The following is a 24,505-nucleotide window of genomic DNA, read 5'->3' on the forward strand; positions in this document are numbered from 1 at the left end:
TCACTTCCTCAGTTCGCGGTAAGCGGCCACCAGCGCGGCCGTGGACGGGTCGAGACCGGGGACCTCGGCGCCCTCGGTGAGCGCCGGCTCGACGCGCTTGGCGAGCACCTTGCCGAGTTCGACGCCCCACTGGTCGAAGGAGTCGATGCTCCAGATCGCGCCCTGGACGAACACCTTGTGCTCGTACAGCGCGACCAGCTGGCCGAGGACCGACGGGGTCAGCTCCGCGGCCAGGATCGTGGTGGTCGGGTGGTTGCCCTTGAAGGTGCGGTGCGGCACCTGCTCCTCGGGCACGCCCTCCGCGCGCACCTCCTCGGCGGTCTTGCCGAAGGCGAGCGCCTGTCCCTGGGCGAACAGGTTCGCCATCAACAGGTCGTGCTGCTCCCTGAGTTCGTCGCTCAGCTCGGCGACCGGTCGGGCGAACCCGATCAGATCGGCCGGGATGAGCTTCGTACCCTGGTGGATCAACTGGTAGTAGGCGTGCTGTCCGTTGGTGCCGGGCGTGCCCCACACCACCGGGCCGGTCTCCCAGCCCACGGCGCGCCCGTCCCGGTCCACCGACTTGCCGTTGGACTCCATGTCGAGCTGCTGCAGGTAGGCCGTGAACTTGGACAGGTAGTGGCTGTACGGCAGCACCGCGTGCGACTGGGCCTCGAAGAAGTTGCCGTACCAGACGCCCAGCAGGCCCAGGATCAGCGGGGCGTTGGCCTCGGCGGGCGCGCTGCGGAAGTGCTCGTCGACGATCCTGAACCCGTCGAGCATCTCCCGGAAGCGTTCCGGGCCGATCGCGATCATCAGGGACAGGCCGATCGCCGAGTCGTACGAGTAGCGGCCGCCGACCCAGTCCCAGAACTCGAACATGTTGTCCGGGTCGATGCCGAACTCGGTGACCTTCCCGGCGTTCGTGGACAGGGCGACGAAGTGCTTCGCAACCGCCTTCTCCTCGCCGCCGAGCCCGGCCAGCAGCCAGGAGCGGGCGGAGGTCGCGTTGGTGATCGTCTCGATCGTGGTGAACGTCTTGGACGCGACGATGAACAGCGTCTCGGCCGGGTCCAGGTCCCGCACCGCCTCGTGCAGGTCGGCACCGTCCACATTCGACACGAACCGGAACGTCAGCGAGCGGTCGGTGTACGCGCGCAGCGCCTCGTACGCCATCGCCGGGCCCAGGTCCGAGCCGCCGATGCCGATGTTGACGACGTTCCTGATCCGCCTGCCGGTGTGGCCGGTCCACTTCCCGGAGCGGACCCGGTCGGCGAAGGCGCTCATCTTGTCGAGCACCGCGTGGACCTGGGGGACCACGTTCTCGCCGTCGACCTCGATCACCGCGTCCCGCGGGGCGCGCAGCGCGGTGTGGAGCACGGCGCGGTCCTCGGTGATGTTGATCCGCTCACCGCGGAACATGGCGTCGCGCAGCCCGAACACATCGGTGGCGGTGGCGAGTTCCTGGAGCAGGGCGAGCGTCTCGTCGGTGATGAGGTGCTTGGAGTAGTCGATGCGCAGATCGCCGATGCGCACGACGTACCGCTCCGCGCGCCCGGGATCCGCCGCGAACAGCTCGCGCAGCCGCGGGCGTTGCAGTGCGTCCGCGCGGTGGTCCTCCAGGGCGGTCCACTCGGGCCGCCGCGTCAGCAAGGGCTGGTCAGACATGGGAGGGGGTCTCCTTGGTGGTGCCCTCGCCCCGCAGGGCGACGGCGTACATCTCGTCGGCGTCGAGGCGCCGCAGCTCCTCGGCGATGAGTTCGGAGGTGGGGCGCACCTTCAGCGCGAGCGTGCGCGACGGCTGGCCCGGCAGGGTGAGCGTGGCCAGCGGGCCCTCGGGCCGGTCGATGACGATCTCGCCGGTCTCGGTGCCCAGCCGTACGCCGGTGACGACCGGACCTGCGGTCTCCACACGGTCGACCCGGACGTGCAGCCGGGCCTCCAGCCAGCGGGCCAGCAGCTCGGCACTGGGGTTGTCCGCCTCGCTCTCCACGGCCGCCGAGGTGATCCGCAGCTTGGCCTGGTCCAGAGCGGCAGCCAGCATCGAACGCCAGGGCGTGAGCCGGGTCCACGCGAGGTCGGTGTCGCCAGGCGCGTACGAGTGGAGGCGGTCCTCCAGTGCGGCCAGCGGCGTCTCGACGGCGTACATGTCGGTGATCCGGCGCTGGGCGAGTGCCCCCAGCGGGTCCTTGGCGGGCACCTTGGGCGCATCCACCGGCCACCACACGACGACCGGCGCGTCCGGCAGCAGCAGCGGCAGCACGACGGAGTCGGCGTGGTCGGACACCTCGCCGTAGGTCCGCAGGACGACCGTCTCGCCGGTGCCGGCGTCGGCGCCCACCCGGACCTCGGCGTCGAGGCGGGACTGGGTGCGGTCCCGGGGGGTGCGGGCGTGCCGCTTGATGACGACCAGGGTGCGCGAGGGGTGCTCGTGCGAGGCCTCCTCGGCCGCCTTGATCGCGTCGTAGGCGTTCTCCTCGTCCGTGACGATGACCATCGTCAGGACCATGCCCACCGCGGGCGTACCGATGGCGCGGCGACCCTGCACCAGCGCCTTGTTGATCTTGCTTGCCGTGGTGTCGGTCAGGTCGATCTTCATGGCCTGCGCCAGCTCCGTCCGTCTCGTGCGAGCATCTCGTCGGCTTCCTCGGGGCCCCAGCTGCCCGACGTGTACTGCGCCGGCCTGCCGTGCGTCGCCCAGTACTCCTCGATCGGGTCGAGGATCCTCCAGGACTCTTCCACTTCCTGATGACGGGGGAACAAGTTGGCATCCCCCAGGAGGACGTCCAGGATGAGCCGCTCGTACGCCTCAGGGCTGGACTCCGTGAACGACTCGCCGTAGGCGAAGTCCATCGTCACGTCCCGGATCTCCATCGACGTGCCCGGCACCTTCGAACCGAACCGGACCGTCATGCCCTCGTCCGGCTGAACCCGGATGACGATGGCGTTCTGGCCCAGCTCCTCGGTGGCCGTGGAGTCGAAGGGGGAGTGCGGGGCGCGCTGGAAGACGACCGCGATCTCGGTCACCCGGCGCCCGAGCCGCTTGCCGGTGCGCAGGTAGAACGGGACGCCCGCCCAGCGGCGGTTGTCGACGTTCAGCTTGATCGCGGCGTACGTGTCGGTCATGGAGGCCGGGTCGATACCGTCCTCCTCGAGGTAGCCGCGCACCTTCTCGCCGCCCTGCCAGGCGGCCGCGTACTGGGCGCGCACGGTGTGTTTGCCGAGGTCTCCCGGCAGCTTCACCGCCTTCAGCACCTTCAGCTTCTCCATGAGCAGCGAGGCGGCGTCGAAGGAGGCGGGCTCCTCCATCGCGGTCAGCGCCATCAGCTGGAGCAGGTGGTTCTGGATCACGTCACGCGCCGAGCCGATGCCGTCGTAGTAGCCGGCGCGGCCGCCGATGCCGATGTCCTCGGCCATCGTGATCTGCACATGGTCGACGTAACTGCGGTTCCAGATCGGCTCGAACATCTGGTTGGCGAAGCGGAGCGCCAGAATGTTCTGGACCGTCTCCTTGCCGAGGTAGTGGTCGATGCGGAACACCTGATCCGGCTCGAACACGTCGTGCACGATCCTGTTCAGCTCCTCGGCCGACCTCAGGTCGTGGCCGAAGGGCTTCTCGATGACCGCGCGGCGCCAGGAGCCCTCCGGCGCGCCCGCCAGCCCGTGCTTCTTCAGCTGCTGGACGACCTTCGGGAAGAACTTCGGCGGCACGGAGAGGTAGAAGGCGTAGTTGCCGCTGGTGCCCCGGGAGGCATCCAACTCCTCGATGGAGCTGCGCAGTTGCTTGAACGCATCGTCGTCGTCGAAGTCGCCCGGGACGAACCGCATGCCCTCGGCCAGCTGCTGCCAGACCTCCTCACGGAACTCCGTACGGGCGTACTCGCGCACCGCGTCGTGCACCACCTGCGCGAAGTCCTGGTCCTCCCAGTCCCGGCGGGCGAACCCGACGAGCGAGAAGCCCGGCGGCAGGAGGCCGCGGTTCGCCAGGTCGTAGACGGCCGGCATCAGCTTCTTGCGGGACAGATCGCCGGTGACGCCGAAGATGACGAGGCCGGACGGGCCGGCGATCCGGGGGAGGCGGCGGTCCCGGGGGTCGCGGAGGGGGTTCGACCAGTCGGAGGCGAGGGCGGCGATCCCCCGAGGGGACGCCTCGGGCTGCTGAGCTCCGGGCTCCTGAGGCTCGGTCACCTCGTTCTCCGCAGCCGACGTTTCGGAAAGCTTCTCGGTCATTCCCCGTCAACCTCCTTGCCGGTCAGTGACTTCGTGACGGCGTCCAGCAGGTCCTGCCAGGCCACCTCGAACTTGGCGACGCCCTCGTCCTCCAGCTGCTGGACGACCTCGTCGTAGGAGATGCCGAGCCGTTCGACGGCGGCGAGGTCGGCGCGGGCCTGCGCGTAGCCGCCGGTCACCGTGTCGCCGTGGATGTTGCCGTGGTCGGCGGTGGCGTTCAGCGTGGCTTCCGGCATCGTGTTGACCGTGCCGGGGGCGACCAGGTCCTCGACGTACAGGGTGTCCTTGTACGCGGGGTCCTTCACGCCGGTCGAGGCCCACAGCGGGCGCTGCTTGTTGGCGCGGGAGCCGGTCAGGGCGAGCCAGCGCTCACCGGCGAACACCTCCTCGTAGGCCTCGTAGGCCAGCCGCGCGTTGGCGAGTGCCGCCCGGCCCTTGAGCGCGAGGGCCTCGTCCGTGCCCAGCAGCGTCAGGCGCTTGTCGATCTCGCTGTCGACCCGGGAGACGAAGAAGGACGCCACGGAGTGGATGGCGGACAGGTCCAGGCCCGCCGCCTGCGCCTTCTCCAGGCCGGCCAGGTAGGCGTCCATGACCTCGCGGTAGCGCTCCAGCGAGAAGATCAGCGTGACGTTGACGCTGATGCCGGCGCCGATGACCTCGGTGATCGCCGGGAGGCCGGCCTTGGTCGCCGGGATCTTGATCATGACGTTAGGGCGGTCGACCAGCCAGGCGAGCTGGCGGGCCTCGGCGATGGTGGCCGCCGTGTTGTGGGCGAGGCGCGGGTCGACCTCGATGGAGACCCGGCCGTCCCGGCCGCCGGTCGCGTCGTACACCGGTCGCAGGATGTCGGCGGCGGCGCGGACGTCGGCGGTGGTCATCATGCGGACGGCCTCGTCGACGGTGACGCCGCGCACGGCGAGGTCGGTGAGCTGTTCCTCGTAGCCCTCACCGGAGCCGATGGCGGCCTGGAAGATGGACGGGTTGGTGGTGACGCCCACGACGTGCTGGGTGTCGATGAGTTCGGCGAGGTTGCCGGACGTGATGCGCCTGCGCGACAGGTCGTCCAGCCAGATCGACACGCCCTCGTCGGAGAGGCGCTTGAGTGCTCCCGCGGTGGCGGATGCTTCGGTCACAGTGATCATCTTCTTTCTGGCGATCGGATCAACCACGCGCGGCAGCCAGCGATTCCCTGGCGGCTGCGGCGACGTTCTCGGCGGTGAAGCCGAACTCGGTGAACAGGGTCTTCGCGTCGGCGGAGGCGCCGAAGTGTTCGAGGGAGACGATGCGTCCTGCGTCACCTACGAAGCGGTACCACGTCAGGCCCACCCCCGCCTCGACAGCGACACGCGCCTTCACGGACGGCGGAAGGACGCTCTCGCGGTACTCGCGGGGCTGCTCCTCGAACCACTCCACGGATGGCATCGACACCACCCGGGCGCCGGTCCCCTCGGCCTCCAACTGCTCCCGCGCGGCAACGGCGAGCTGCACCTCGGAGCCGGTGGCGATCAGGATCACGTCCGGAGTTCCGGTCGAGGACTCGAAGAGCACGTAACCGCCGCGCGCCGCGTCCTCGTTCGGCTCGTACGTCGGTACGCCCTGCCGGGTGAGCGCGAGGCCGTGCGGGGCGGGGTGGGTGGCGTGCCGCTTGAGGATCTCGGTCCAGGCGATCGCCGTCTCGTTGGCGTCCGCCGGGCGCACGATGTTCAGGCCCGGGATGGCGCGCAGGGCGGCCAGGTGCTCGACGGGCTGGTGGGTGGGGCCGTCCTCGCCGAGGCCGATGGAGTCGTGCGTCCAGACGTACGTCACCGGAAGCTGCATCAGCGCGGACATGCGCACCGCATTGCGCATGTAGTCGGAGAACACCAGGAACGTGCCGCCATAGATACGGGTGTTGCCGTGCAGGGCGATGCCGTTCATCTCGGCGGCCATCGAGAACTCGCGGATGCCGAAGTGGATCGTACGGCCGTACGGGTCGGCCTCCGGCAGCGGATTGCCCTTCGGCAGGAAGGACGAGGTCTTGTCGATCGTGGTGTTGTTCGAGCCGGCCAGGTCGGCGGAGCCGCCCCACAGCTCGGGGATCACGGCGCCGAGCGCCTGCAGCACCTTGCCGGACGCGGCACGCGTGGCGACCGCCTTGTCCGCCTCGAAGACCGGGACCTTCTCCTCCCAGCCGGTGGGCAGCTCGCCCTTGCTGATCCGGTCGAACTCGGCGGCGCGCTCGGGGTTGGCGTCCCGCCACGCGGCGATCCGCTTGTCCCAGGCGGCGTGCGCGTCGGCGCCCCGGTCGAGGGCCCGACGCGTGTGGGCGAGGACCTCGTCGGTGACCTCGAAGGTCTTCGTCGGATCGAAGCCCAGCACGCGCTTGGTGGCCGCGACCTCGTCCTCGCCGAGGGCGGAGCCGTGCGAGGCCTCGGTGTTCTGGGCGTTCGGCGCCGGCCAGGCGATGATCGTGCGCAGCGCGATGATGGAGGGGCGCTCGGTCTCGGCCTGCGCCGTCCTGAGCGCCGCGTACAGCGCGGCCACGTCGATGTCGCCGCTCTCGGCGGGCTCCACGCGTTGCGTGTGCCAGCCGTAGGCCTCGTACCGCTTCAGCACGTCCTCGGAGAACGCGGTGGCGGTGTCGCCCTCGATCGAGATGTGGTTGTCGTCGTAGAGGAAAACGAGGTTGCCGAGCTTCTGGTGGCCGGCCAGGGAGGAGGCCTCGGCGGAGACACCCTCCTCCAGATCGCCGTCGGAGACGATGGCCCAGATGGTGTGGTCGAACGGGGACTCGCCGGCCGGCGCGTCGGGGTCGAACAGGCCGCGCTCGTAGCGAGCGGCCATCGCCATGCCGACGGCGTTGGCGACGCCCTGGCCGAGCGGGCCGGTGGTTGTCTCCACGCCCGCGGTGTGCCCGTACTCGGGGTGACCGGGGGTCTTCGACCCGTGCGTGCGGAACGCCCTCAGGTCGTCGAGCTCCAGCTCGTACCCGGCGAGGAAGAGCTGCGTGTAGAGGGTGAGCGAGGTGTGGCCGGGGGAGAGGACGAAGCGGTCACGGCCCGTCCACTCCGGGTCGGCGGGGTCGTGTCGCATCACCTTCTGAAAGATCGTGTACGCCGCCGGGGCGAGGCTCATCGCGGTGCCGGGGTGGCCGTTCCCGACCTGCTGCACGGCATCGGCCGCCAGCAGGCGGGCGGTGTCGACGGCACGCCGGTCGAGGTCGGTCCACTCGAAACTGTCGGGTGTCTGCGTGCTCATCTGTAGGCAGTCCTCTTCAAAAGGTCATCGGAACCAGCGTTTCGGCTGGTCGGACGCGTTCGACTTTAAAAGTCTGACTTTTTCGCGGGAAGGTCCGGGTGTGCCAGCCTGTGGTGAAAGTGGGACACGGAGACCGGTGCAGCGCGAGACCAAGGCGGCGTGAGCAGGGCATGGCGGGCATAACCATCCAAGACGGAGACGACGGCGGGATCAGAACGTTCCCCTTCCCGGTGGAGCGGAGCGTCTCCGGTGTGGGCGTACAGGTCGGTCCGATGGGCGAGGGCCGTACCTGGCACGCCGAGGCGCCGCTGGAGCGCATCCACCGCATCGACTTCCACATCGTGATGATCTTCAGCGACGGACCCGTACGCCACATGATCGACTTCGCCGAGTACGGGGCGACGGCCGGCGACGTGCTGTGGATCCGCCCGGGACAGGTGCACCGCTTCACGGACATGAGCGAGTACCGCGGAATCGTCCTGGCCATGCAACCCGGCTTCCTGCCGCGCGCCACCGTCGAGGCCACCGGCCTGTACCGCTACGACCTGCCGCCCCTGCTGCACCCCGACGAGGCCCAGCTCGCCGCCCTGCGCGCGGCCCTCGGCCAGCTGCAACGCGAGTACGAGGACACCGAGACCCTCCCGCTCAGCCTGCACACCGCCGTCCTGCGCCACACCCTGACCGCGTTCCTGCTGCGCCTCGCGCACCTCGCGGCCAGCTCCGCGGAGGCGGCCCGGCAGCAGGCGGACACCACCTTCACCCTCTTCCGCGACGCGGTCGAGCAGGGCTTCGCCACCAACCACAGCGTCAGCGCCTACGCCGACGCCCTCGGCTACTCCCGCCGCACCCTCGTCCGCGCGGTCCGCGCCGCCACCGGCGAGACGCCGAAGGCCTTCATCGACAAGCGGGTGATCCTCGAGGCCAAACGCCTCCTCGCCCACACCGACCTGCCCATCGGCCGCGTCGGCGCGGCGGTCGGCTTCCCCGACGCGGCGAACTTCTCCAAGTTCTTCCATCAGCACACGGATGTGACGCCGGCGGTGTTCCGGGCGGAGTTGCGGTGACGCTGAAAGGGGGCTCCACGCGCGCGTGGAGCCCCCTTTCATGGAGGGGCGGGTCAGCGCCCGAAGGTGAACCAGTTCACGTTCACGAAGTCCGCCGGCTGACCGCTGGTGAAGGTCAGATACACGTCGTGCGTGCCCGTGACGGAGCTGATGTTCGCCGGGACCGTACGCCATGACTGCCAGCCGCCGGTGTTGCCGACGGCGAAGCTCCCGACGGGCGCGCTGCTGCGGCTGTCCAGGCGCACCTCGACCAGGCCGCTCACGCCGGAGCCCGCACCGCTCGCGACCCGGGCGTTGAACTGTGTGGCCGCCGTGGAGCCGAAGTTGACGCCTCGGTAAAGGGCCCAGTCGCCGTTGGCCAGCGCGCCGATGTTCTGGCCCCCGCCCGTGTCGGAGGTCCCCTCGGTCATCGTGCCGGACTGGCCGTCGTAGGACTCGGCCTGGATGGCGCTGTAGGCGTCCCGGTTGCCGGTCGGAGGCGGCGTGGTACCGCTCCCACCGGCCGACAGCACCTGGACGTAGTCGACGACCATCGAGTGGCCCGGCACCGTGGCAGCGTCCGGCCCGCCGCCGAAGGCGTCCACGAAGCCGCCGCCCATCGCCACGTTCAGGATGATGAAGAAGCCGTGCTCCGTGGCGTTCGCCCACGTCGTCGCGTCGACCTGGTTCTCGCGCACGGTGTGGTAGTTGGTGCCGTCGACGTAGAAGCGGATCTCCTCGACGCTCGTCGAGCGGTCCCACTCCATGCGATACGTGTGGAAGCCGGACTGGCAGCTGGCGCCGGGGCAGGTGGTGGAACCGCCGATGCCGGTGGTCTCGTTGCAGGGGCCGCCGGGTGAGGTGCCGCAGTGCATGGTCGCCCAGACGGTGTTGAGGCCCTGGACGTTCTCCATGATGTCCAGCTCGCCGACGCCCGGCCAGTTCCAGTAGTTGCCGCGGAAGGGTGCGCCCAGCATCCAGAAGGCGGGCCAGTAGCCGCGGGCGGCGGCGCCGGTGACGTTGGGCATCTGGATCCGGGCCTCCACCCGGAGTCTGCCGCCGGCCGGTGGCTGGAAGTCGGTGCGGTTGGTCTCGATACGGCCGGAGGTCCAGTTGCCGGCGGCGTCGCGGCGCGGGGTGATGCGGAGGTTGCCGCTGCCGTCGAGGGCGACGTTGTTGGTGCTGGAGGTCATCGTCTCGATCTCGCCGGTGCCCCAGTTGGCGGGGCCGCCCGGGTACGAAGTCCCGGTCGCATACTGCCAGTTGGCTGTGTTGACGCCGGTGCCCGCGGCGCCGTTGAAGTCGTCGACGAAGACCTGCGTCCAGCCAGACGGGGGCGGCGGCGCGGCAGCGGTCGCGGACGGCGTCACGGCCGTGGCGACCAGCGCCGCGAGGCCCAGCGTGCTCAGGCCGGCGACGAGAGCCCGTCGGAAGGTCCGGCGTCTGCCGGGTGTGCCGGAGGTTTCGCTCATGGGGTGCCTCTCGGTACGGAGTGGGGGTGCGCGGGTGCCTGTCCGGGAGCGCCCGAGGGGAGTTCTGAGAGCGCTCTCAGACAATGGCTGCGCGGACAATGTCCTCTCGGGTACTCCAGTCGTCAAGAGGTGCAGTCGAGAAAGTCCTTGCGAGGTAAGGGGGTTCAAGGGATGAAGGGGAGGCGCCGCGAGGCGCTGGCCGGCGGCATGATGAACGCGGGCGGGGTCCTGCGCTGGGGTGCAGTGGTGGAACGCCCGGCACCGCCCACCGCGCGCGCCCTCCACGCCCACCTCCGCGCGCTGAAGGAGCACGGGTTCGACGCGGCTCCGACCCCCGTCCACCTCGGCACGGACGGCCGCGAGCAGCTGACCTTCATTCCCGGCGAGGTGGCCCTGCCGCCGTTTCCCAGCTGGATGATGACATCGACCGCACTGAGATCGGTGGGAGTCCTGCTGCGGCGCCTGCACGAGGCCGCCGCGGCCGTTCCGGTCGACACCTCGGTCGAGTGGCCGCGGGACTTGGCGGACCCGCAGGGCGGAACGATGTTGTGCCACAACGACGTCTGTCCCGAGAACGTCGTCTTCCGCGACGGCCGTGCTGCTGCACTGATCGACTTCGACCTGGCTGCACCCGGCCGCCCCCTGTGGGACGTTGCCATGACGGCCCGCTACTGGGTCCCCATGCTCGATCCCGCGTCTGCTGCCGCTCTCTATCCCGTCGGGTCGGAAGCCTGCGCACGGCTACGGATCCTCGCCGACGGCTACCGCCTCGCGCGCCGGGAACGCGCCGAGCTGCCCGCAGTCATCGAACAGGCCACCGAGACCTGCCGCGCTTTCGTGGCCGACCGCGTGGCCCACGGCGATCCCGTGTACGTCGATGCACTGGCCGAGCGCGGTGGCTGGGAACGCTGGGATCGCATCCAGGCCTGGCTGGTGGCGCACCGCGACATGTTCACGGCCGCGCTGACGGAGTAGGAAGTCGACATGAGATGCAGAGACGCCTGGGGTCGCGCCTCGCAACCCTGTCATCCGTGTGGTCACTTTCCGTGATGCCGGGAGTCCTTTGTCGGAGCTGCTCGTGTCGTCTCTTCATTGACTTGGTGTGGTGCTGACCAGCACATCCCCATCGGTTGGGAGCGTGAAGGGCGCGTTCAGTCGATGTCCAAGTGTTTCTGTGCGCCCACAAATCAATTACTCACTGTGATCAATGTCCTGATAGGTCTGTGTGCGGAACGTGACGACGTGCAGGTGTTGTCATGTCGATCATCTGTGCCATTGTGCAAACAGGAAGAGGTGTGAGACGTCGGTCGAGACGAGTGCGTCCCCGGCGCCGGCCGAGGAGGAGCAGAGGCAGAGCCTCGGCACCGAGGCGGCCAGGAATCTGGCCACAACGACGAAGTCCGAGCCGCAGATGCAGGGCATCAGCTCGCGCTGGCTGACCCGGATGCTGCCGTGGGTGAACGTGCCGGGCGCGACCTACCGGGTCAACCGCCGCCTCGCCTACACGCTCGGCGACGGACGGGTGTCGTTCGTGAAGACCGGTGCGAAGGTCCAGGTCGTGCCGGAGGAGCTGGGCGAGCTGCCACCGCTGCGTGGCTTCACGGACGGCGATGCGCTCGGTGCGCTCGCGGAGAAGTTCGTGCAGAAGGAGTTCGAGCCGGGCCAGGTCATCGTGGAGGCGGGCCGGAAGGCGGATCACGTCTACCTGGTCGCGCACGGCAAGGTGGAGAAGATCGGCGAGGGGCCGTACGGCGACGAGGTGGTCCTCGGGCTGATGGCCGACGGCGACACCTTCGGCGGCCAGGTCATCGCCGGGCCGGGCAAGAAGTGGGAGTTCACGGCGCGTGCGGCCACGCCCACCACGGTCCTCGCGCTGCCGCTGACGGCGTACAAGGCGGTTGCCGACCGGCACGAGAAGCTGCGCGAGCATGTGCAGCGGATCAGCTCCGACGGTCATCAGAAGCTGAACCGGTCCGGCGAGGCGGAGATCAGTCTGAGCTCGGGCCACATCGGTGAGGAGACCCTGCCGCAGACCTTCGCCGACTACGAGCTGAGGCCTCGCGAATACGAGTTGAGCGTGGCACAGACCGTGCTGCGGGTGCACAGCCGGGTCGCCGACCTCTACAACGAGCCGATGAACCAGACGCAGCAGCAGCTGCGCCTGACGATCGAGGCGTTGCGCGAGCGGCAGGAGTACGAGCTGGTCAACAACAAGGACTTCGGCATGCTCCACAACGCCGACTTCGACCAGCGGATCTCCACGTTCTCCGGGCCGCCGTCCCCCGACGACCTCGACGAGCTGCTGAGCATGCGGCGCAAGACTCGCTGTATGTTCGCCCATCCCAAGGCGATCGCCGCGTTCGGCCGCGAGTGCAACAAGCGGGGCATCTACTTCGGCGGCGTGGAACTGCACGGAAACATGCTGCCCGCCTGGCGCGGGGTGCCGCTGCTGCCGTGCAGCAAGATCCCGGTCAGCAAGCAGGGCACCTCGTCGATCATCGCGATGCGTACCGGCGAGGACGACCAGGGAGTGATCGGCCTCTACCAGACTGGGATCCCGGACGAGGTCGAGCCCGGCCTGAACGTACGGTTCATGGGCATCGACGAGAAGGCGATCATCTCCTACCTGGTCAGCACCTATTACTCGGCAGCCGTGCTGGTGCCGGACGCGCTCGGTGTTCTGGAGAACGTTCAGGTCACCCGCACGAACGGGAGCTGACGCGCGTGTCGTTGATCTCCAGGTCCGTCGCGCCCGCGACGGACCACGACGTGGCGGGGCTGGTGCGGGCGCTGCTGACAGCGCAGGCGTCGGCGTCACCGCGGCTGTCGGCCGCCCCCGAGGCGACGCGCGGGCCACTCCTGCCGTCCGCCCCGACAGGGCTGGGCACCACCGCGGCGCGGATCACCATGCCCTCACCCGCACCACCGCCACCAGCGACACCGCACCCCCCAGCCCCCCGGCTGCCCACCGGTCCCACCGGACCGGGCACCTCGGCCGCCCACCTTCGCACCGCTCCGCCACCTCGCCGGGAGCCGGCCCCGGCGGACCCGGTCGGGGGCTGTACTGCCCGCCCGCCGTCCGCGACGACCCCGCCCTGGGCGAGACCGTCAACGAGCGGCTGGTCGAGTGGGCCGAGGAGGTCGGGATCTATCCCGGCCAGCTGGACAAGGTCCGCAAGGCCGAATTCGGCCGGCTCATCATGCTCGCCCACCCCGAGTCGGACGACCCCGACCGGCTGCTCGCGGCCGCCAAGTGCGCGCTCGCCGAGTGGGCCGTCGACGACCACTATGTCGACGGCGAGGTCGAGGAGGCCCACCACGACCTGCTCGGCCAACGCCTGGCGATCGCCCACTCCGTGATCGACCAGGCCCACCTCCCACTCGGCTACGCACCCCAGCTCGAGCAGGTGGTACGGGCGGATCCGGTGATGCGGGCCCTGCGGTCGAGCCTCGCCGGCCTCACCGCCTACGCCACCACCACCCAGGTGCGGCGACTCCGCCACGAACTGGCCATCATGTTCGTCGCCTACAACCAGGAAGGCGTCTGGCACACCGCACAACAGACCCCGCCCGTCTGGGAGTTCCTGATGCACCGGCACGAGAACAGCTTCGTGCCGTGCATGGTGCTCATCGACGCGGTTGCCGGATACGAGCTGCCGCAAGGTGAGTTCGCCGACCCCCGGGTGCGCCGCGCGTTCACCATGGCCGGCTCGGCCAGCGTGATCGTCAACGACCTGTACTCCATGGGCAAGGAGGACCCGACGGACTTCAGTCTGCCGAGGCTGATCGCCGCCGAGGACCACTGTTCCCTGGAAGCAGCCGTCGACCGCACCGTCGACATCCACAACGAACTCATGCACACCTTCGAGACCGAGGCGGCAGCCCTCACCGCCACCGGCTCCTGCGAGCTGCGCCGCTTCCTGGCCGGCACCTGGGCCTGGCTGGGCGGCAGCCGTGAGTGGCACGCCGGCAGCGCCCGCTACCACGGCGCCGACGCCGCCTGAACTCCCCGACCTACCGCTACCTGAGAAGGATCTCCATGCCCAAGAGCTCCCAGATGGAAGACCTCGCCATGCGCGACGTCCTGCGCACCGATTACCAGAAGTCGGTCGCCGCCTACTGGAACAGCGAAAAGGACCCCGTCAACCTGCGCCTCGGCGAGGTCGACGGCCTCTACCACCACCACTACGGCCTCGGCGACTACGACCCGTCCGTCCTGGAAGGCCCCGCCGAGACCCGAGACCAGCGCATCATCGAGGAACTGCACCGCCTGGAGACCGCCCAGGCCGACGTCCTCCTTGACCACCTCGGCGACATCACCCGCGCCGACCGTCTGCTCGACGCCGGTTCCGGCCGCGGCGGCACCAGCATCATGGCCAACGCCCGCTTCGGCTGCCATGTGGACGGTGTGAGCATCTCGGAGCAGCAAGTCGCCTTCGCCAACGACCAAGCCGCCGAACGGGGCGTGGCCGACAAGGTCCGCTTCCACTTCCGCAACATGCTCGACACCCGTCTCGACACCGGATCCCGCCGCGCGATCTGGACCAACGAGACCACCATGTACGTCGACCTGTTCGACCTCTTCGCCGAGTTCTCACGCCTGCTGGAGTACGGCGGCCGCTACGTCTGCATCACCGGCTGCTCCAACGACGTCACGGGCCTGCGCTCCAAGGCCGTGAGCCGCATCGACGAGCACTACACCTGCAACATCCACCCGCGCAGCGAGTACTTCAAGGCGCTGGCCACCAACGACCTCGTCCCCATCCAGGTCGTCGATCTGACCGCGGACACCATCCCGTACTGGGAACTGCGCGCCAAGTCCTCGGTGGCCACCGGTATCGAGGAGCCCTTCCTCACCGCCTACAAGGAAGGCAGCTTCCACTACCTCCTGATCGTCGCCGACCGCATCTGAATCCTGCGTCCCGGCCCTGCACACTCCTGCGACCGGGCCGGGACCCGGACGGGAGGACGGCTCAACAGGCCCCGGATGTGCGAGAGCGGGGCGTTGTGCCACGAGCGGGGCCGGCTGGTCGGCGCCCGGTGAGCGCGGGGGCCGGGCGCGCCGATGCGTCCGGCCCCCGTCTCCCTCCGTGGCTCAGACCGGTTCCGTCACCCGGATGCGCTGCGGTGCCTCCTCCTGCGGCCCGAACCGGTCGTGCGCCTTGCGCAGGGGCTTCGGCGCCCACCATGCGTGCCGTCCGAGCAGCGCCATCGTCGCCGGGACGAGCAGCATCCGTACGACCGTCGCGTCGATCAGCACGGCGAGGGTGAGGCCCAGGCCGATCTGCAGGATGGGTGAGAAGCCGCCGGTCATGAAGGCGCCGAAGACCACCGCGAGCAGCAGCGCGGCGCAGGTCACCACGCGGCCGGAGCGGCGCAGCCCGGTCACCACGGCCTCCTGGTCGGCCTCGCCCAGCCGCCGGGCCTCGCGCATCCGGGCGAGGATGAACAGCTCGTAGTCCATGGCGAGTCCGAAGGCGATCGCGATGATCAGCGGTGGCGCGGTCAGGCTCAGCGCGCCCAGGCCCTCGGCGCCCAGCAGCCCGGCCAGATGCCCGTCCTGGAACACCCACACCACCACGCCGAGCGCGGCGGCCAGGCTGAGCAGCGTGGTCGCGATGGTGCGCAGCGGGATCAGCACCGAGCCGGTGAACGCGAACAGCAGCGCGAAGATGCCGGCGAGAACGGTCGCCGCAGACCAGGGCGCCCGGTCGGCGAGCATCTCGCGGAAGTCGACCAGCCGGGCCGCGACACCGGCCACCTCGACGGGTTCGTCCCCGCGGACCTCCCGCACCTCGCGGACCAGGTCGGTCGCCGCGTCGCCGTCCACACTGCCCGACGGCGGCAGTTCGACGACGGTCGTGCCGCCGGGCAGTTCACGGGACTGGGCGCCCGGGGCCAGGGTCCGGATCCGCTCGGCGGTCGCCGCGTCCGTCCCCGGCCTCAGGACCACGGTGACCGGATCGACCCCGGCGCCCGGCGGGAAGTGCGCCTCCACGGTGTCGTACAACTGCCGTGCCTCGGTGCCCGTCGGCAGCTGCCGGGCGTCACCGATGCTGATCCGCATCCCGGTGACCGGCAGCGCCAGCACCAGCAGGGCCGGGACGACCACGGCGAGGACGGCGACGCGGTTGCGCGCCGAGAAGCGTGCCAGGCGTGCGAAGACACGGCCCTCTCCGCCCTTCGGCCGGGCCTTGGCCGGGGCGATCCTCCCGCCGAACCGGGTGAGCAGCGCCGGCAGCAGGGTGAGCGCGGCCAGCATGTCGATCACCACCACCGCGGCCACGGCGAGGCCCATGCTGCGCAGGAACACGCTCGGGAAGACCAGCAGTCCGGTCAGGCTGATCGCCACGGTGAGCCCGGAGAAGAGCACCGTCCGGCCCGCCGCCGCGACCGTCCGGTGCACGGCCTCGACCACGTCGTCGGTGTGCCGCCGCTCCTCGCGGAAGCGGAGCAGCATCAGCAGGGCGTAGTCCACGGCGAGCCCGAGCCCCAGCATGGTGGTGACCTGGACCGCGTACACCGAGATGTCGGTGACCTGGCTGAACCCGAACAGCGCCAGGAACGCTCCCGCGATCCCGCTGACCGCGACGAGCAGCGGCAGCCCCGCCGCGCGCAGCCCACCGAAGATCACCACCAGCAGAACGAGGACGACCGGCAGGGAGATCAGCTCCGCGTTCGCCACGTCCTCCTGGGCGCGTTCGCCGAGTTGCTGTCCGAGCAGCGGGCCGCCGCTCACATGGACGTCCGGCGCGTCGATCTGGTGGATGCGGGCGGACGCGTCGTCCACCGCCCGTTCCTCGGCGTCGTCGTCGAGTCCGCCCTCAAGGGTGACCGGGATGAGCACAGCGCGTCCGTCCTCGGAGACCAGGCCCGGCGTGGTGAAGGGGTCGGGCACGGCGGCGACGCCGGGCACATCGCGCACCTCGGCGACGGCCCGGCCGACCTCGCCGCGCAGCGCGGGATCGGAGATCGCGCCGCCTTCGACGACGGCGGTGATCGACTCGCCGGTCGGGTCGACGCGGTCGAGATACTGCGCGGCCCGCTCCGACTCGGTGCCCGGAACGTTCGGCACCTCGTCGGAGAGCCGCGCGAAGACGCCCGTCCCGAGCCCGAACCCGAGCAGCAGAAAGAGCACCCATAGCAGGATGACGGTCAGCGGGCGGCGGGTCGCCGCCCGGGCGAGCGTGGAGAGCACGGTCCCTCCCGGCGGATCGTAGGCTTCGAACGCCCTCAGACTCCTGCCGAGGGGGATGCCAACGGATCGCCGACGGGAGCGGTTTCGAGGCCTCCGCCGTACGGGGGAGACGCGGCCGGCGCTCCCTCGCTAGGGGGAGCCGGGGGTCACCAGTCCGGTCTCGTACGCGCAGATCACGGCCTGTACCCGGTCCCTGAGGCCCAGCTTGCTCAGTACGTTGCTGACGTGGGTCTTGACGGTGTGTTCGCTGACGAACAGGGTCGTGGCGATCTCCGCGTTGGACAGTCCGCGGGCGAGCATCCGGAGCGTCTCCACCTCGCGCGCCGTCAGCAGGTCCAGCTGTTGCGGCGTCACCTCGGCGGCGGCCTCCTCCCGGCGGCGCCGCACGATGTCCGCGACCAGCCGCCGGGTGACCGCCGGCGCGAGCAGCGAGTCGCCGGCCGCGACCACCCGCACCGCGTGCACGAGGTCGTCCCGGCGCACATCCTTCAACAGGAACCCGCTGGCACCCGCACACAGCGCCTCGTACACGTACTCGTCCAGGTCGAACGTGGTCAGCATGACGACCTTGCAGCCGGACTGCGTGCACACCTGCCGGGCCGCCTCCAGGCCGTCCATGACCGGCATCCGGATGTCGAGGAGCAACACGTCCGGCGTGTGCCGCCGCACGGCGTCGACCGCCTCGGCGCCGTCGCCGGCCTCGGCGACCACCTCGATGTCCGGCTGCGCCTCGAGGATCATGCTGAAGCCGCTGCGGACCAGCTCCTGGTCGTCGGCGACGACCACGCGGATGCTCACCCCAGGGCCGCCTGTCGGTCGTCGTCCGGCAGCCGTACGACGACCCGGAAGCCGCCGTGCGGACCGCGCCCGGCCTCGGCGCTGCCCCCGCAGGCGGCGGCCCGCTCCCGGATGCCGATCAGCCCGTGCCCGCCACCCGCGCCCGAGGGCCCGCGTCCGTCATCCGTGACCGCCAGTGTCAACGCCTCCTCCGTCCACCCGAGTTCGACCGTCGCGGTGGAAGCGTACGCGTGCTTCACGGTGTTGGTGAGCGCCTCCTGGACCACGCGGTACGCGGCTACCTCGGTGTCCGGGGGCAGTGGACGGGGCTCGCCGGAGGTCCGCAGCTCCACCCGCAGTCCGGTGGACTCCCCGACCTGGCGGACCAGCTCCACGAGCGCCGAGACGCCGGGCTGCGGCAGCCGCCGCGAACCGCCCCTGGCCTCCTCCTTCAGGACGCCGAGGATGCGGCGCAGTTGGGCCATGGCGTCCCGCCCGCTCGCGGCGATCGCATCGAACGCGGCCTCGGCGCGGGCCGGATCACTGCGGACGACGACCGGACCGGCCTCGGCCTGCACTACCATCAGGCTGACCGCGTGGGCGAGAATGTCGTGCATGTCCCGGGCGATCCGGGCGCGCTCCTGCGTCCGGGCCCGCTCGGCGTCGGCGGCGCGTTCCCGTTCCAGCCGCCGGGCCCGGTCCTCCAACTCCGCGGTGTAGGCGCGCTGGACGCGTTCGAGCATCCCGAGCGCGTAGGCGCAGACGACGCCCATCAGGTGGAAGGCGTACTCGAAGGGCTCGGTCTTGTCCGTGTGCACCATGGTGAGCGCGACCCCCGCCAGCCAGCCCACCAGCATCACCCGCCGCTGCCAGGGCGGACACAGGGCTGCGACGGTGTACAGGACGACGAGGCCGCCGTATTCGACATCCGGCGGCGGCGCGTGGTAGACCGCCATCGCGGGGGTCGCGACCGACACGGCGCACGCCGTCCCGAACGGTGCCCGCCGCCGCCACACCAACGGCACCGCGGTCGCCGCCCCGAGCAGGTAGCCCTGCCAGGACAGCGGCTCGTCCTTCCCGCCGGGGAAGATCCACTGCAGGGAGGTCGCGAACAGCACCAGGGCGGCGAGCGCCGCGTCGACGACGTACGGATGCGTCGTCCGCAGTCGGGCGACGGCAGGCGTGATCCAGGACCGAGCGGACATGGCGGCTCCTCGGGGCAAGGGCCGTTCCAGTATCCCGAGGTGGCCGGGGGCAGGCCTCACCGGTGAGAGGGATATCGGCACGAGGTGATCTCATGGCCGGGCGTCCCCCGGATGGGCGAGGTCGTACGGGCGGGGATACGGCGCCGGGCGGTAGGTCACGTACCGGGGCTCGGCCGTCGGCTCCTCCTGGCGCGCGCGGGTGTTGAGGGCGTCGGCGGAGGCGTCCCAGTGGCCCGTTGTCAGGCGGTGCTCCAGGGTGTGCAGGGCGGCGAGGGTCTCGCCCGGGGTGAAGGTGCAGTGCCCGGGGCCGTCGACGTAGGCCTGGGCGAGGAGTCGGCCGCTGCCGGCCGCGGCCCGCCGATAGGCGCTCTCGGCCTGGACGGGGATCAGCGCGTCGCCGGTCGTGTGGATGTTGAGCTGGGGGTCGGTGAGCCGGCCCTTGAACACGCTGGTGTCCCGCATCCACCGTACGGCCGCCGGGTCGGCGGAGATCCGGGGCGCCCGGTTCAGGGCTGTGAGGTCGGCCCGCAGTGACAGTCCCGCCTTCTTGTAGAGCTCGGTGACCTCCTTGTACCCGGGCGAGCGGTGCAGCATCGCCGTGTAGTCGACGCCGGTGTTCCACGACGGGTTCCCGCCGGCCCGCCGCTCGGCCTCCTGCCGCCAGCTGAAGGCGGGCAGCTGGAGCAGCCCGGTGACGGCCGCGTACTGGTTGGCCTGCTGGGCGTCCCAGTCGGTCGGCCCGGGTTTCGGTTGCGCGGCGTCGTTGTACCCGGGGATGTTGTGCAGGGCGGCAGCGAGAGCGATACGGGCCCGCCCCTCGTCGGTCTGCTGGGCGGCGGTTACCTTCGCGGTGAGCGCGCTCGCGGCGCTCTGCGCGGCCGCCTGGTCGGCGAACCCGGTGAGCGGGATGCTTTCCCCGGGAGCAAGCAGCGCCTTCAGCGCGAACACCGGATCGAGCGTGCTGTTCCAGTTGGCGACCCCGCCCTGCACCAGCCCGCACATGGACAGCGAGCCGTCGAAGCGGTCCGCGTGCCGCTCGGCCAGGGTGGTCGTGACGAGCCCGCCGTAGGAGGTGCCCCAGGCGAGCGTTCGCCGGGCCGTGCCGAACCGCGTCGTGAACAGGTCGAGGGTGGCGAGCTGGTCGGGGACGGCGTCGGTGACGGCCCAGCCGTTCGTGGCGTACGAGGAGCCGATCAGCGCGTAGCCGTCGGCGAGGAGTTCGTCCCGGGTCTGTGAACTGGGCGCGTTCTGCGCGGGGTTGGGCCAGCCCGCGGCACGGTAGCCGTGGCTGTAGAGCAGGACGGTGCCGTTCCAGGCGGTGGGGACGTCCATCAAGTAGGTGGCGCCGGAGGGAAGTCGGCCCTCGATGTGCGAGTCGGTGGCGGCCTGCGCCGGCAGCGCCGTCACGGCGCACAAGGACACGGCCAGCAGTGCGATACGGGCTCTCAACGGGGCGTCCCTTCCGGGGTGGGGGCGGCGGCTCGGGCCGCGGGGGATTCCAGGGCGTTGGTGTGTGTCTCGCGTACCCGCCACACGGTGAGCGCGGTGATTGCCGCGCCGCCGCACAGCAGCAGGGAGACGGGGGCGCTGCTGCCGCCGGACGAGGCGAGCAGACTGCTCGCGATCAGCGGGGAGAACCCGGCGCCCACCAGGGTCGCGGCCTGGTATCCGAGGGAGGCGCCGGTGTAGCGCACGCGGGTGCCGAACATCTCGGTGAGCAGGGCGCCCAGCGGGCCGTACATCGTGGACTGGGCGACACCGTGACCGAGCGCCAGGGCGAGGATCAGTAGGCCGGGGGAGCCGGAGTTCACCAGGGCGAGCACCGGGAAGGCGAGCGCGGCTGAGGCGACGGCGCCGGCCAGCACCACCGGGCGGCGGCCGACCCGGTCGGACAGCGCGGAGGCGGCGGGCAGCACCAGCAGGGCCACGCAGGAGGCGATGGTCACCGCAGTGAGCACCTGCGGTCGGCTGTAGCCCTGCTGGACAGCGTACGAGATCATGAACCCGGTCAGCAGCGACTGGGCCGTGAACGCGCCGATGCCGACGCCCGCCGCGAGCAGCACCGGCTTCGGGCGGCGCAGCACCTCCACGACCGGTGGCTTGTCCACCGGCGCGCGCTTGGCCGCGGCGAACAGCGGACTCTCCGCGACCTTCAGCCGGACGAACAGGCCGACGGCCAGCAGCGCGATGCTGAGCAGGAACGGCACTCGCCAGCCCCAGGAGCGGAACTGCTCGTCGGGCAGTGCGGAGACCAGGGTGACCACTCCCGCGGAGAGCACGGAGCCGAGCGGGGCGCCGAGCATGGTGAAGCTGGACCACAGGCCGCGCCGGGACCCGTGGGCACGCTCGGCGTGCTCGACGACCATCAGGGTCGCGCCGCCCCACTCGCCGCCGATCGCGATGCCCTGCACCACCCGCAGGGTGACCAGCAGGACGGGTGCCCACACGCCGATCGCGTCGTAGGTCGGCAGCAGGCCGATGAGGAAACTGCCGCAGCCCATCAGGACCATGGTCAGCAGCATCATCGACTTGCGGCCGAGCCGGTCGCCGAAGTGGCCGAAGACGATGCCGCCCAGCGGGCGGGCCACATAGCCCGCGGCGAAGGTGCCGAAGGCCGCGATGGTGCCGACCGCGGGGTCGGCGTCGGGGAAGAACAGATCGCCGAAGACGAGCGCGGCGACGGTGCCGTACACGAGGAAGTCGTAGAACTCCACTGCCGTGCCGAGCAGTCCGGACAGTGCGACGCGGCGCAACTGCCGTGATTCCGGGGACGATTGACGGGCGGATGAGCGGGATGGCTGCACGGTGAGCTCCCTGGGCCGATGCCGTGGAAGTGCACCGGCGGGGGACCGCGCCGATGCCCGGCTGAAGTTAGGCAGATATCATGCGGCCGTCAATCATTTGCACAACATCAGCTCCGGGAGTCGGGCTCCGCGATCCGCAGCAGCAGTGCGTGCAGGGTCTCCCGCTCGGCCGGGTCGAGCGGCTCCAGCAGGTCGTTCGTGACGCGCAGGCCCGCCTCGTCGGTGTCGCGCAGAAACGCGCGGCCGGCCTCGGTGAGGACGACGATCCGGCTGCGGCGGTCCTCGGGCGCGGGGCGGCGCTCCGCGAAGCCCAGCTTCCCCAGGTCGTCGACGAGTCCGACGATCGCGCTCGGGTCGTAGCCCAGCCGTTCGCTCAGTTCGCGCTGGAGGGCGCCCTGAGAGGTGGCGAGGAAGCGCAGCACCGCGTAGTGGCGCAGGCGCAGGCCCGACTCCTGGAGGAACGCGTTGAACAACTGCCCCGAGCGCAGGCCCAGTCGGTACAGGAGGTAGCCGGTGTCCGCGTGCAGTCCGCGCATCCATGGTTCGTGCGCGTCGATCGGGGCTGCGTTCGGGGTGTGCTGCTGGCGGGCGATGGCGGGCTCCCTGGTCGAGGCCCCGGGTGGGGGCGGTCTTCTGCGGGTCGATCCCAGTCTCTCGCGCCTTCCGGTCGGCAACAACTATTGACGTCAACAATTATTGCTCTTAGCTTCTGTCTCGTAGCCGCATCACACGCATCACTTGCGAAGGGACTCGCCCGTGCCCAGCATCGATCTCACCGGCAAGGTCGCCGTCGTCACCGGCAGTGGCCGGGGCCTCGGCCTCGCCTACGCCCACGCCCTCGCCGCCCATGGCGCGTCCGTGGTCGTCAACGACGTCGACGAGACCGTGGCCGAGCAGGCCGTCAAGTCCATCACCGAGGCCGGCGGCACCGCCGTTGCCGAGGTGGTCGCGGTCGGCACCACCGAGGCCGCCGACCGGCTGGTGGGGCGGGCCGTCGAGGAGTTCGGCCGGCTCGACGTCCTGGTCACCAACGCGGGCATCCTGCGCGACAAGGTGCTGTGGAAGATGACCGACGACGACTTCGACGCGGTGATCAGCACCCACCTCAAGGGCACCTTCACCTGCGCCCGTGCCGCCGCGGTCCGGATGCGCGAGCAGGGCGAGGGCGGCTCCCTGATCCTGGTCGGCTCCCCGGCCGGGCAGCGCGGCAACTTCGGGCAGACCAACTACGCCGCCGCCAAGGCCGGCATCGCCGCCATGGCCCGCACCTGGTCCATGGAGCTGGGCCGCGCGAACATCACCGTCAACGCGATCGTGCCGGTCGCCGCCACCGCGATGACCGAGACCATCCCCGCCTTCGCCCCGTACATCGAGGCCATGAAGAACGGCGAGCCGCTGCCGGACTTCCTGCGCAAGGGCGAGGGCTTCGGCACTCCCGAGGACTGCGCGGCCCTCGTCCCGTTCCTCGCCTCCGAGGCCGCGCGCGGCATCACCGGGCAGGCCATCGGCATCGGCGGCGACAAGGTGGCACTCTGGTCGCATCCGCAGGAGCTCAGGGCGGCGTACGCCGATGGCGGCTGGACCCCCGAGACCCTGGCCGACGCCTGGCCCACCTCGGTCGGCGCCGAACTCCAGTCGGTGGGCATCCCCGCGCCCAAGCTGCCGGAGGCGTGATGGACATCAGCGAACTCGTCGCGATCGACGTCCACACCCACGCCGAGGTCTCCTCCAAGGGCCACTCTTCCCTGGACGACGACCTGCACGACGCCTCCTCCGCCTACTTCAAGGTCGAGGGCAAGCGGAAGCCGACTCTGGAGGAGACCGCCGCCTACTACCGCGAGCGGAAGATGGCCGCCGTGATCTTCACGGTGGACGCCGAATCCGCGACCGGCACCGCGCCCGTCCCGAACGAGGAGGTCGCCGAGGCCGCCGCCGCCAACCCGGACGTGCTGATCCCCTTCGCCTCCATCGACCCCTTCCGGGGCAGGGCGGGGGTCAGGCAAGCCCGCCGGCTGGTGGAGGAGTACGGGGTGAAGGGCTTCAAGTTCCACCCCAGCATCCAGGGCTTCTTCCCCAACGACCGGGCGGTGGCGTACGACCTCTACGAGGTGATCGAGGAGACCGGCACCATCGCGCTGTTCCACACCGGTCAGACCGGCATCGGCGCGGGGGTGCCCGGCGGAGGCGGCATCCGGCTGAAGTACTCCAACCCGCTGCACGTCGACGACGTGGCTGCCGACTTCCCGCATCTGAAGATCATCCTGGCGCACCCGTCCTTCCCCTGGCAGGACGAGGCCCTCGCGGTCGCCACCCACAAACCGGGTGTGCACATCGATCTGTCCGGCTGGTCGCCCAAGTACTTCCCGCCGCAGCTGGTGCAGTACGCCAACACGCTGCTGAAGGACAAGGTCCTGTTCGGCTCCGACTTCCCCGTCCTCACCCCCGACCGCTGGCTCGCCGACTTCGCGAAGCTGACGATCAAGGACGAGGTCAAGCCGAAGATCCTCAAGGAGAACGCCGCCCGCCTGCTCGGGCTGACCAAACCGTAAGGGGCGCAACG

19 protein-coding genes are annotated in these 24,505 nt (G+C 70.5%); 7 read left to right on the top strand and 12 right to left on the bottom strand.

From position 1 onward, the window contains the following. From pgi to tkt, 5 genes are read right to left on the bottom strand one after another with little or no spacing between them, the layout of a single operon-like run. On the bottom strand, positions 1-1,647 hold the full coding sequence (gene pgi / locus ACFVJQ_RS10885) for a glucose-6-phosphate isomerase (protein ID WP_385782699.1): 1,647 nt from the start codon (positions 1,645-1,647) through the stop codon (positions 1-3). Continuing rightward, positions 1,640-2,578, bottom strand: a complete 939-nt coding sequence (opcA, locus tag ACFVJQ_RS10890; protein WP_224735448.1) for a glucose-6-phosphate dehydrogenase assembly protein OpcA — start codon at positions 2,576-2,578, stop codon at positions 1,640-1,642. Before opcA ends, pgi begins: the two co-directional genes overlap by 8 nt. After that, the gene (gene zwf, locus ACFVJQ_RS10895; RefSeq protein WP_385509957.1) at positions 2,575-4,209 is read right to left on the bottom strand and encodes a glucose-6-phosphate dehydrogenase; all 1,635 of its coding nucleotides are present in this window, start codon (positions 4,207-4,209) and stop codon (positions 2,575-2,577) included. Before zwf ends, opcA begins: the two co-directional genes overlap by 4 nt. Then, on the bottom strand, positions 4,206-5,351 hold the full coding sequence (gene tal / locus ACFVJQ_RS10900) for a transaldolase (protein ID WP_385782702.1): 1,146 nt from the start codon (positions 5,349-5,351) through the stop codon (positions 4,206-4,208). Before tal ends, zwf begins: the two co-directional genes overlap by 4 nt. Before the next feature lie 19 nt (positions 5,352-5,370). Beyond that, on the bottom strand, positions 5,371-7,446 hold the full coding sequence (gene tkt, locus ACFVJQ_RS10905; protein ID WP_385782705.1) for a transketolase: 2,076 nt from the start codon (positions 7,444-7,446) through the stop codon (positions 5,371-5,373). A 170-nt stretch (positions 7,447-7,616) separates the two neighbouring features. On the opposite strand from tkt, the gene ACFVJQ_RS10910 reads away from it, so the two are divergent. After that, on the top strand, positions 7,617-8,510 hold the full coding sequence (locus tag ACFVJQ_RS10910; RefSeq protein ID WP_385509960.1) for a helix-turn-helix domain-containing protein: 894 nt from the start codon (positions 7,617-7,619) through the stop codon (positions 8,508-8,510). Positions 8,511-8,563: 53 nt separating this feature from the next. Here the strand turns inward: ACFVJQ_RS10910 and ACFVJQ_RS10915 are convergent, their stop codons facing one another. Next, a complete protein-coding gene (locus ACFVJQ_RS10915) occupies positions 8,564-9,961 on the bottom strand; it encodes a glycoside hydrolase family 16 protein (RefSeq protein ID WP_385782708.1) in 1,398 nt (465 codons plus the stop codon). A 171-nt stretch (positions 9,962-10,132) separates the two neighbouring features. On the opposite strand from ACFVJQ_RS10915, the gene ACFVJQ_RS10920 reads away from it, so the two are divergent. The 4 genes from ACFVJQ_RS10920 to ACFVJQ_RS10935 all read left to right on the top strand — a co-directional run bounded on the left by ACFVJQ_RS10920 (position 10,133) and on the right by ACFVJQ_RS10935 (position 14,873). Continuing rightward, on the top strand, positions 10,133-10,936 hold the full coding sequence (locus tag ACFVJQ_RS10920; protein WP_385782711.1) for an aminoglycoside phosphotransferase family protein: 804 nt from the start codon (positions 10,133-10,135) through the stop codon (positions 10,934-10,936). Positions 10,937-11,372: 436 nt separating this feature from the next. Further along, complete coding sequence (locus tag ACFVJQ_RS10925) at positions 11,373-12,680, top strand: family 2B encapsulin nanocompartment shell protein (RefSeq protein WP_385782714.1); 1,308 nt, start codon at positions 11,373-11,375, stop codon at positions 12,678-12,680. Further along, positions 12,637-13,965 carry a family 2 encapsulin nanocompartment cargo protein terpene cyclase gene (locus ACFVJQ_RS10930; protein ID WP_385782717.1) on the top strand — a complete coding sequence of 443 codons (1,329 nt, stop codon included), beginning with the start codon at positions 12,637-12,639 and terminating at the stop codon, positions 13,963-13,965. The genes ACFVJQ_RS10925 and ACFVJQ_RS10930 overlap by 44 nt, the downstream gene beginning before the upstream one ends. Positions 13,966-14,000: 35 nt before the next feature. Next, positions 14,001-14,873 carry a geranyl diphosphate 2-C-methyltransferase gene (locus tag ACFVJQ_RS10935; protein ID WP_385782720.1) on the top strand — a complete coding sequence of 291 codons (873 nt, stop codon included), beginning with the start codon at positions 14,001-14,003 and terminating at the stop codon, positions 14,871-14,873. Between the two features lie 183 nt (positions 14,874-15,056). On the opposite strand, the gene ACFVJQ_RS10940 is transcribed toward ACFVJQ_RS10935, so the two are convergent. From ACFVJQ_RS10940 to ACFVJQ_RS10965, 6 genes are all read right to left on the bottom strand, one after another. Continuing rightward, entirely contained in the window at positions 15,057-17,159 is a 2,103-nt protein-coding gene (locus tag ACFVJQ_RS10940; RefSeq protein WP_385782723.1) for an MMPL family transporter, read from the bottom strand. 129 nt (positions 17,160-17,288) lie between these two features. Next, the gene (locus ACFVJQ_RS10945) at positions 17,289-17,957 is read right to left on the bottom strand and encodes a response regulator (protein ID WP_385782726.1); all 669 of its coding nucleotides are present in this window, start codon (positions 17,955-17,957) and stop codon (positions 17,289-17,291) included. Next, positions 17,954-19,141, bottom strand: a complete 1,188-nt coding sequence (locus tag ACFVJQ_RS10950) for a sensor histidine kinase (protein ID WP_385782729.1) — start codon at positions 19,139-19,141, stop codon at positions 17,954-17,956. The genes ACFVJQ_RS10945 and ACFVJQ_RS10950 overlap by 4 nt, the downstream gene beginning before the upstream one ends. A gap of 90 nt (positions 19,142-19,231) precedes the next feature. Continuing rightward, positions 19,232-20,590: an alpha/beta hydrolase family protein gene (locus ACFVJQ_RS10955; protein WP_385782732.1), complete on the bottom strand. Its 1,359-nt coding sequence runs from the start codon at positions 20,588-20,590 to the stop codon at positions 19,232-19,234. Beyond that, on the bottom strand, positions 20,587-21,894 hold the full coding sequence (locus tag ACFVJQ_RS10960; protein ID WP_385509970.1) for an MFS transporter: 1,308 nt from the start codon (positions 21,892-21,894) through the stop codon (positions 20,587-20,589). The genes ACFVJQ_RS10955 and ACFVJQ_RS10960 overlap by 4 nt, the downstream gene beginning before the upstream one ends. A gap of 158 nt (positions 21,895-22,052) precedes the next feature. Beyond that, on the bottom strand, positions 22,053-22,481 hold the full coding sequence (locus ACFVJQ_RS10965; RefSeq protein WP_385509971.1) for a MarR family winged helix-turn-helix transcriptional regulator: 429 nt from the start codon (positions 22,479-22,481) through the stop codon (positions 22,053-22,055). A gap of 220 nt (positions 22,482-22,701) precedes the next feature. Between ACFVJQ_RS10965 and ACFVJQ_RS10970 the strand changes: the two genes are divergently transcribed. Then, positions 22,702-23,619 carry an SDR family NAD(P)-dependent oxidoreductase gene (locus ACFVJQ_RS10970; protein ID WP_385509972.1) on the top strand — a complete coding sequence of 306 codons (918 nt, stop codon included), beginning with the start codon at positions 22,702-22,704 and terminating at the stop codon, positions 23,617-23,619. Next, on the top strand, positions 23,619-24,494 hold the full coding sequence (locus ACFVJQ_RS10975) for an amidohydrolase family protein (protein WP_385509973.1): 876 nt from the start codon (positions 23,619-23,621) through the stop codon (positions 24,492-24,494). Before ACFVJQ_RS10970 ends, ACFVJQ_RS10975 begins: the two co-directional genes overlap by 1 nt. The last annotated feature ends 11 nt before the right edge of the window (positions 24,495-24,505 follow it).

Source organism: Streptomyces sp. NPDC127197 (assembly GCF_042672405.1).
In the GTDB taxonomy this organism is placed as follows: domain Bacteria; phylum Actinomycetota; class Actinomycetes; order Streptomycetales; family Streptomycetaceae; genus Streptomyces; species Streptomyces flavusporus.

Coding starts and splice junctions, on each gene's coding strand:
- pgi (WP_385782699.1), bottom strand. CDS start 1,647: ATGTCTGACCAGCCCTTGCTGACGCGGCGGCCCGAGTGGACCGCCCTG.
- opcA (WP_224735448.1), bottom strand. CDS start 2,578: ATGAAGATCGACCTGACCGACACCACGGCAAGCAAGATCAACAAGGCG.
- zwf (WP_385509957.1), bottom strand. CDS start 4,209: ATGACCGAGAAGCTTTCCGAAACGTCGGCTGCGGAGAACGAGGTGACC.
- tal (WP_385782702.1), bottom strand. CDS start 5,351: ATGATCACTGTGACCGAAGCATCCGCCACCGCGGGAGCACTCAAGCGC.
- tkt (WP_385782705.1), bottom strand. CDS start 7,446: ATGAGCACGCAGACACCCGACAGTTTCGAGTGGACCGACCTCGACCGG.
- ACFVJQ_RS10910 (WP_385509960.1), top strand. CDS start 7,617: ATGGCGGGCATAACCATCCAAGACGGAGACGACGGCGGGATCAGAACG.
- ACFVJQ_RS10915 (WP_385782708.1), bottom strand. CDS start 9,961: ATGAGCGAAACCTCCGGCACACCCGGCAGACGCCGGACCTTCCGACGG.
- ACFVJQ_RS10920 (WP_385782711.1), top strand. CDS start 10,133: ATGAAGGGGAGGCGCCGCGAGGCGCTGGCCGGCGGCATGATGAACGCG.
- ACFVJQ_RS10925 (WP_385782714.1), top strand. CDS start 11,373: ATGCAGGGCATCAGCTCGCGCTGGCTGACCCGGATGCTGCCGTGGGTG.
- ACFVJQ_RS10935 (WP_385782720.1), top strand. CDS start 14,001: ATGCCCAAGAGCTCCCAGATGGAAGACCTCGCCATGCGCGACGTCCTG.
- ACFVJQ_RS10950 (WP_385782729.1), bottom strand. CDS start 19,141: ATGTCCGCTCGGTCCTGGATCACGCCTGCCGTCGCCCGACTGCGGACG.
- ACFVJQ_RS10965 (WP_385509971.1), bottom strand. CDS start 22,481: ATGCGCGGACTGCACGCGGACACCGGCTACCTCCTGTACCGACTGGGC.
- ACFVJQ_RS10975 (WP_385509973.1), top strand. CDS start 23,619: ATGGACATCAGCGAACTCGTCGCGATCGACGTCCACACCCACGCCGAG.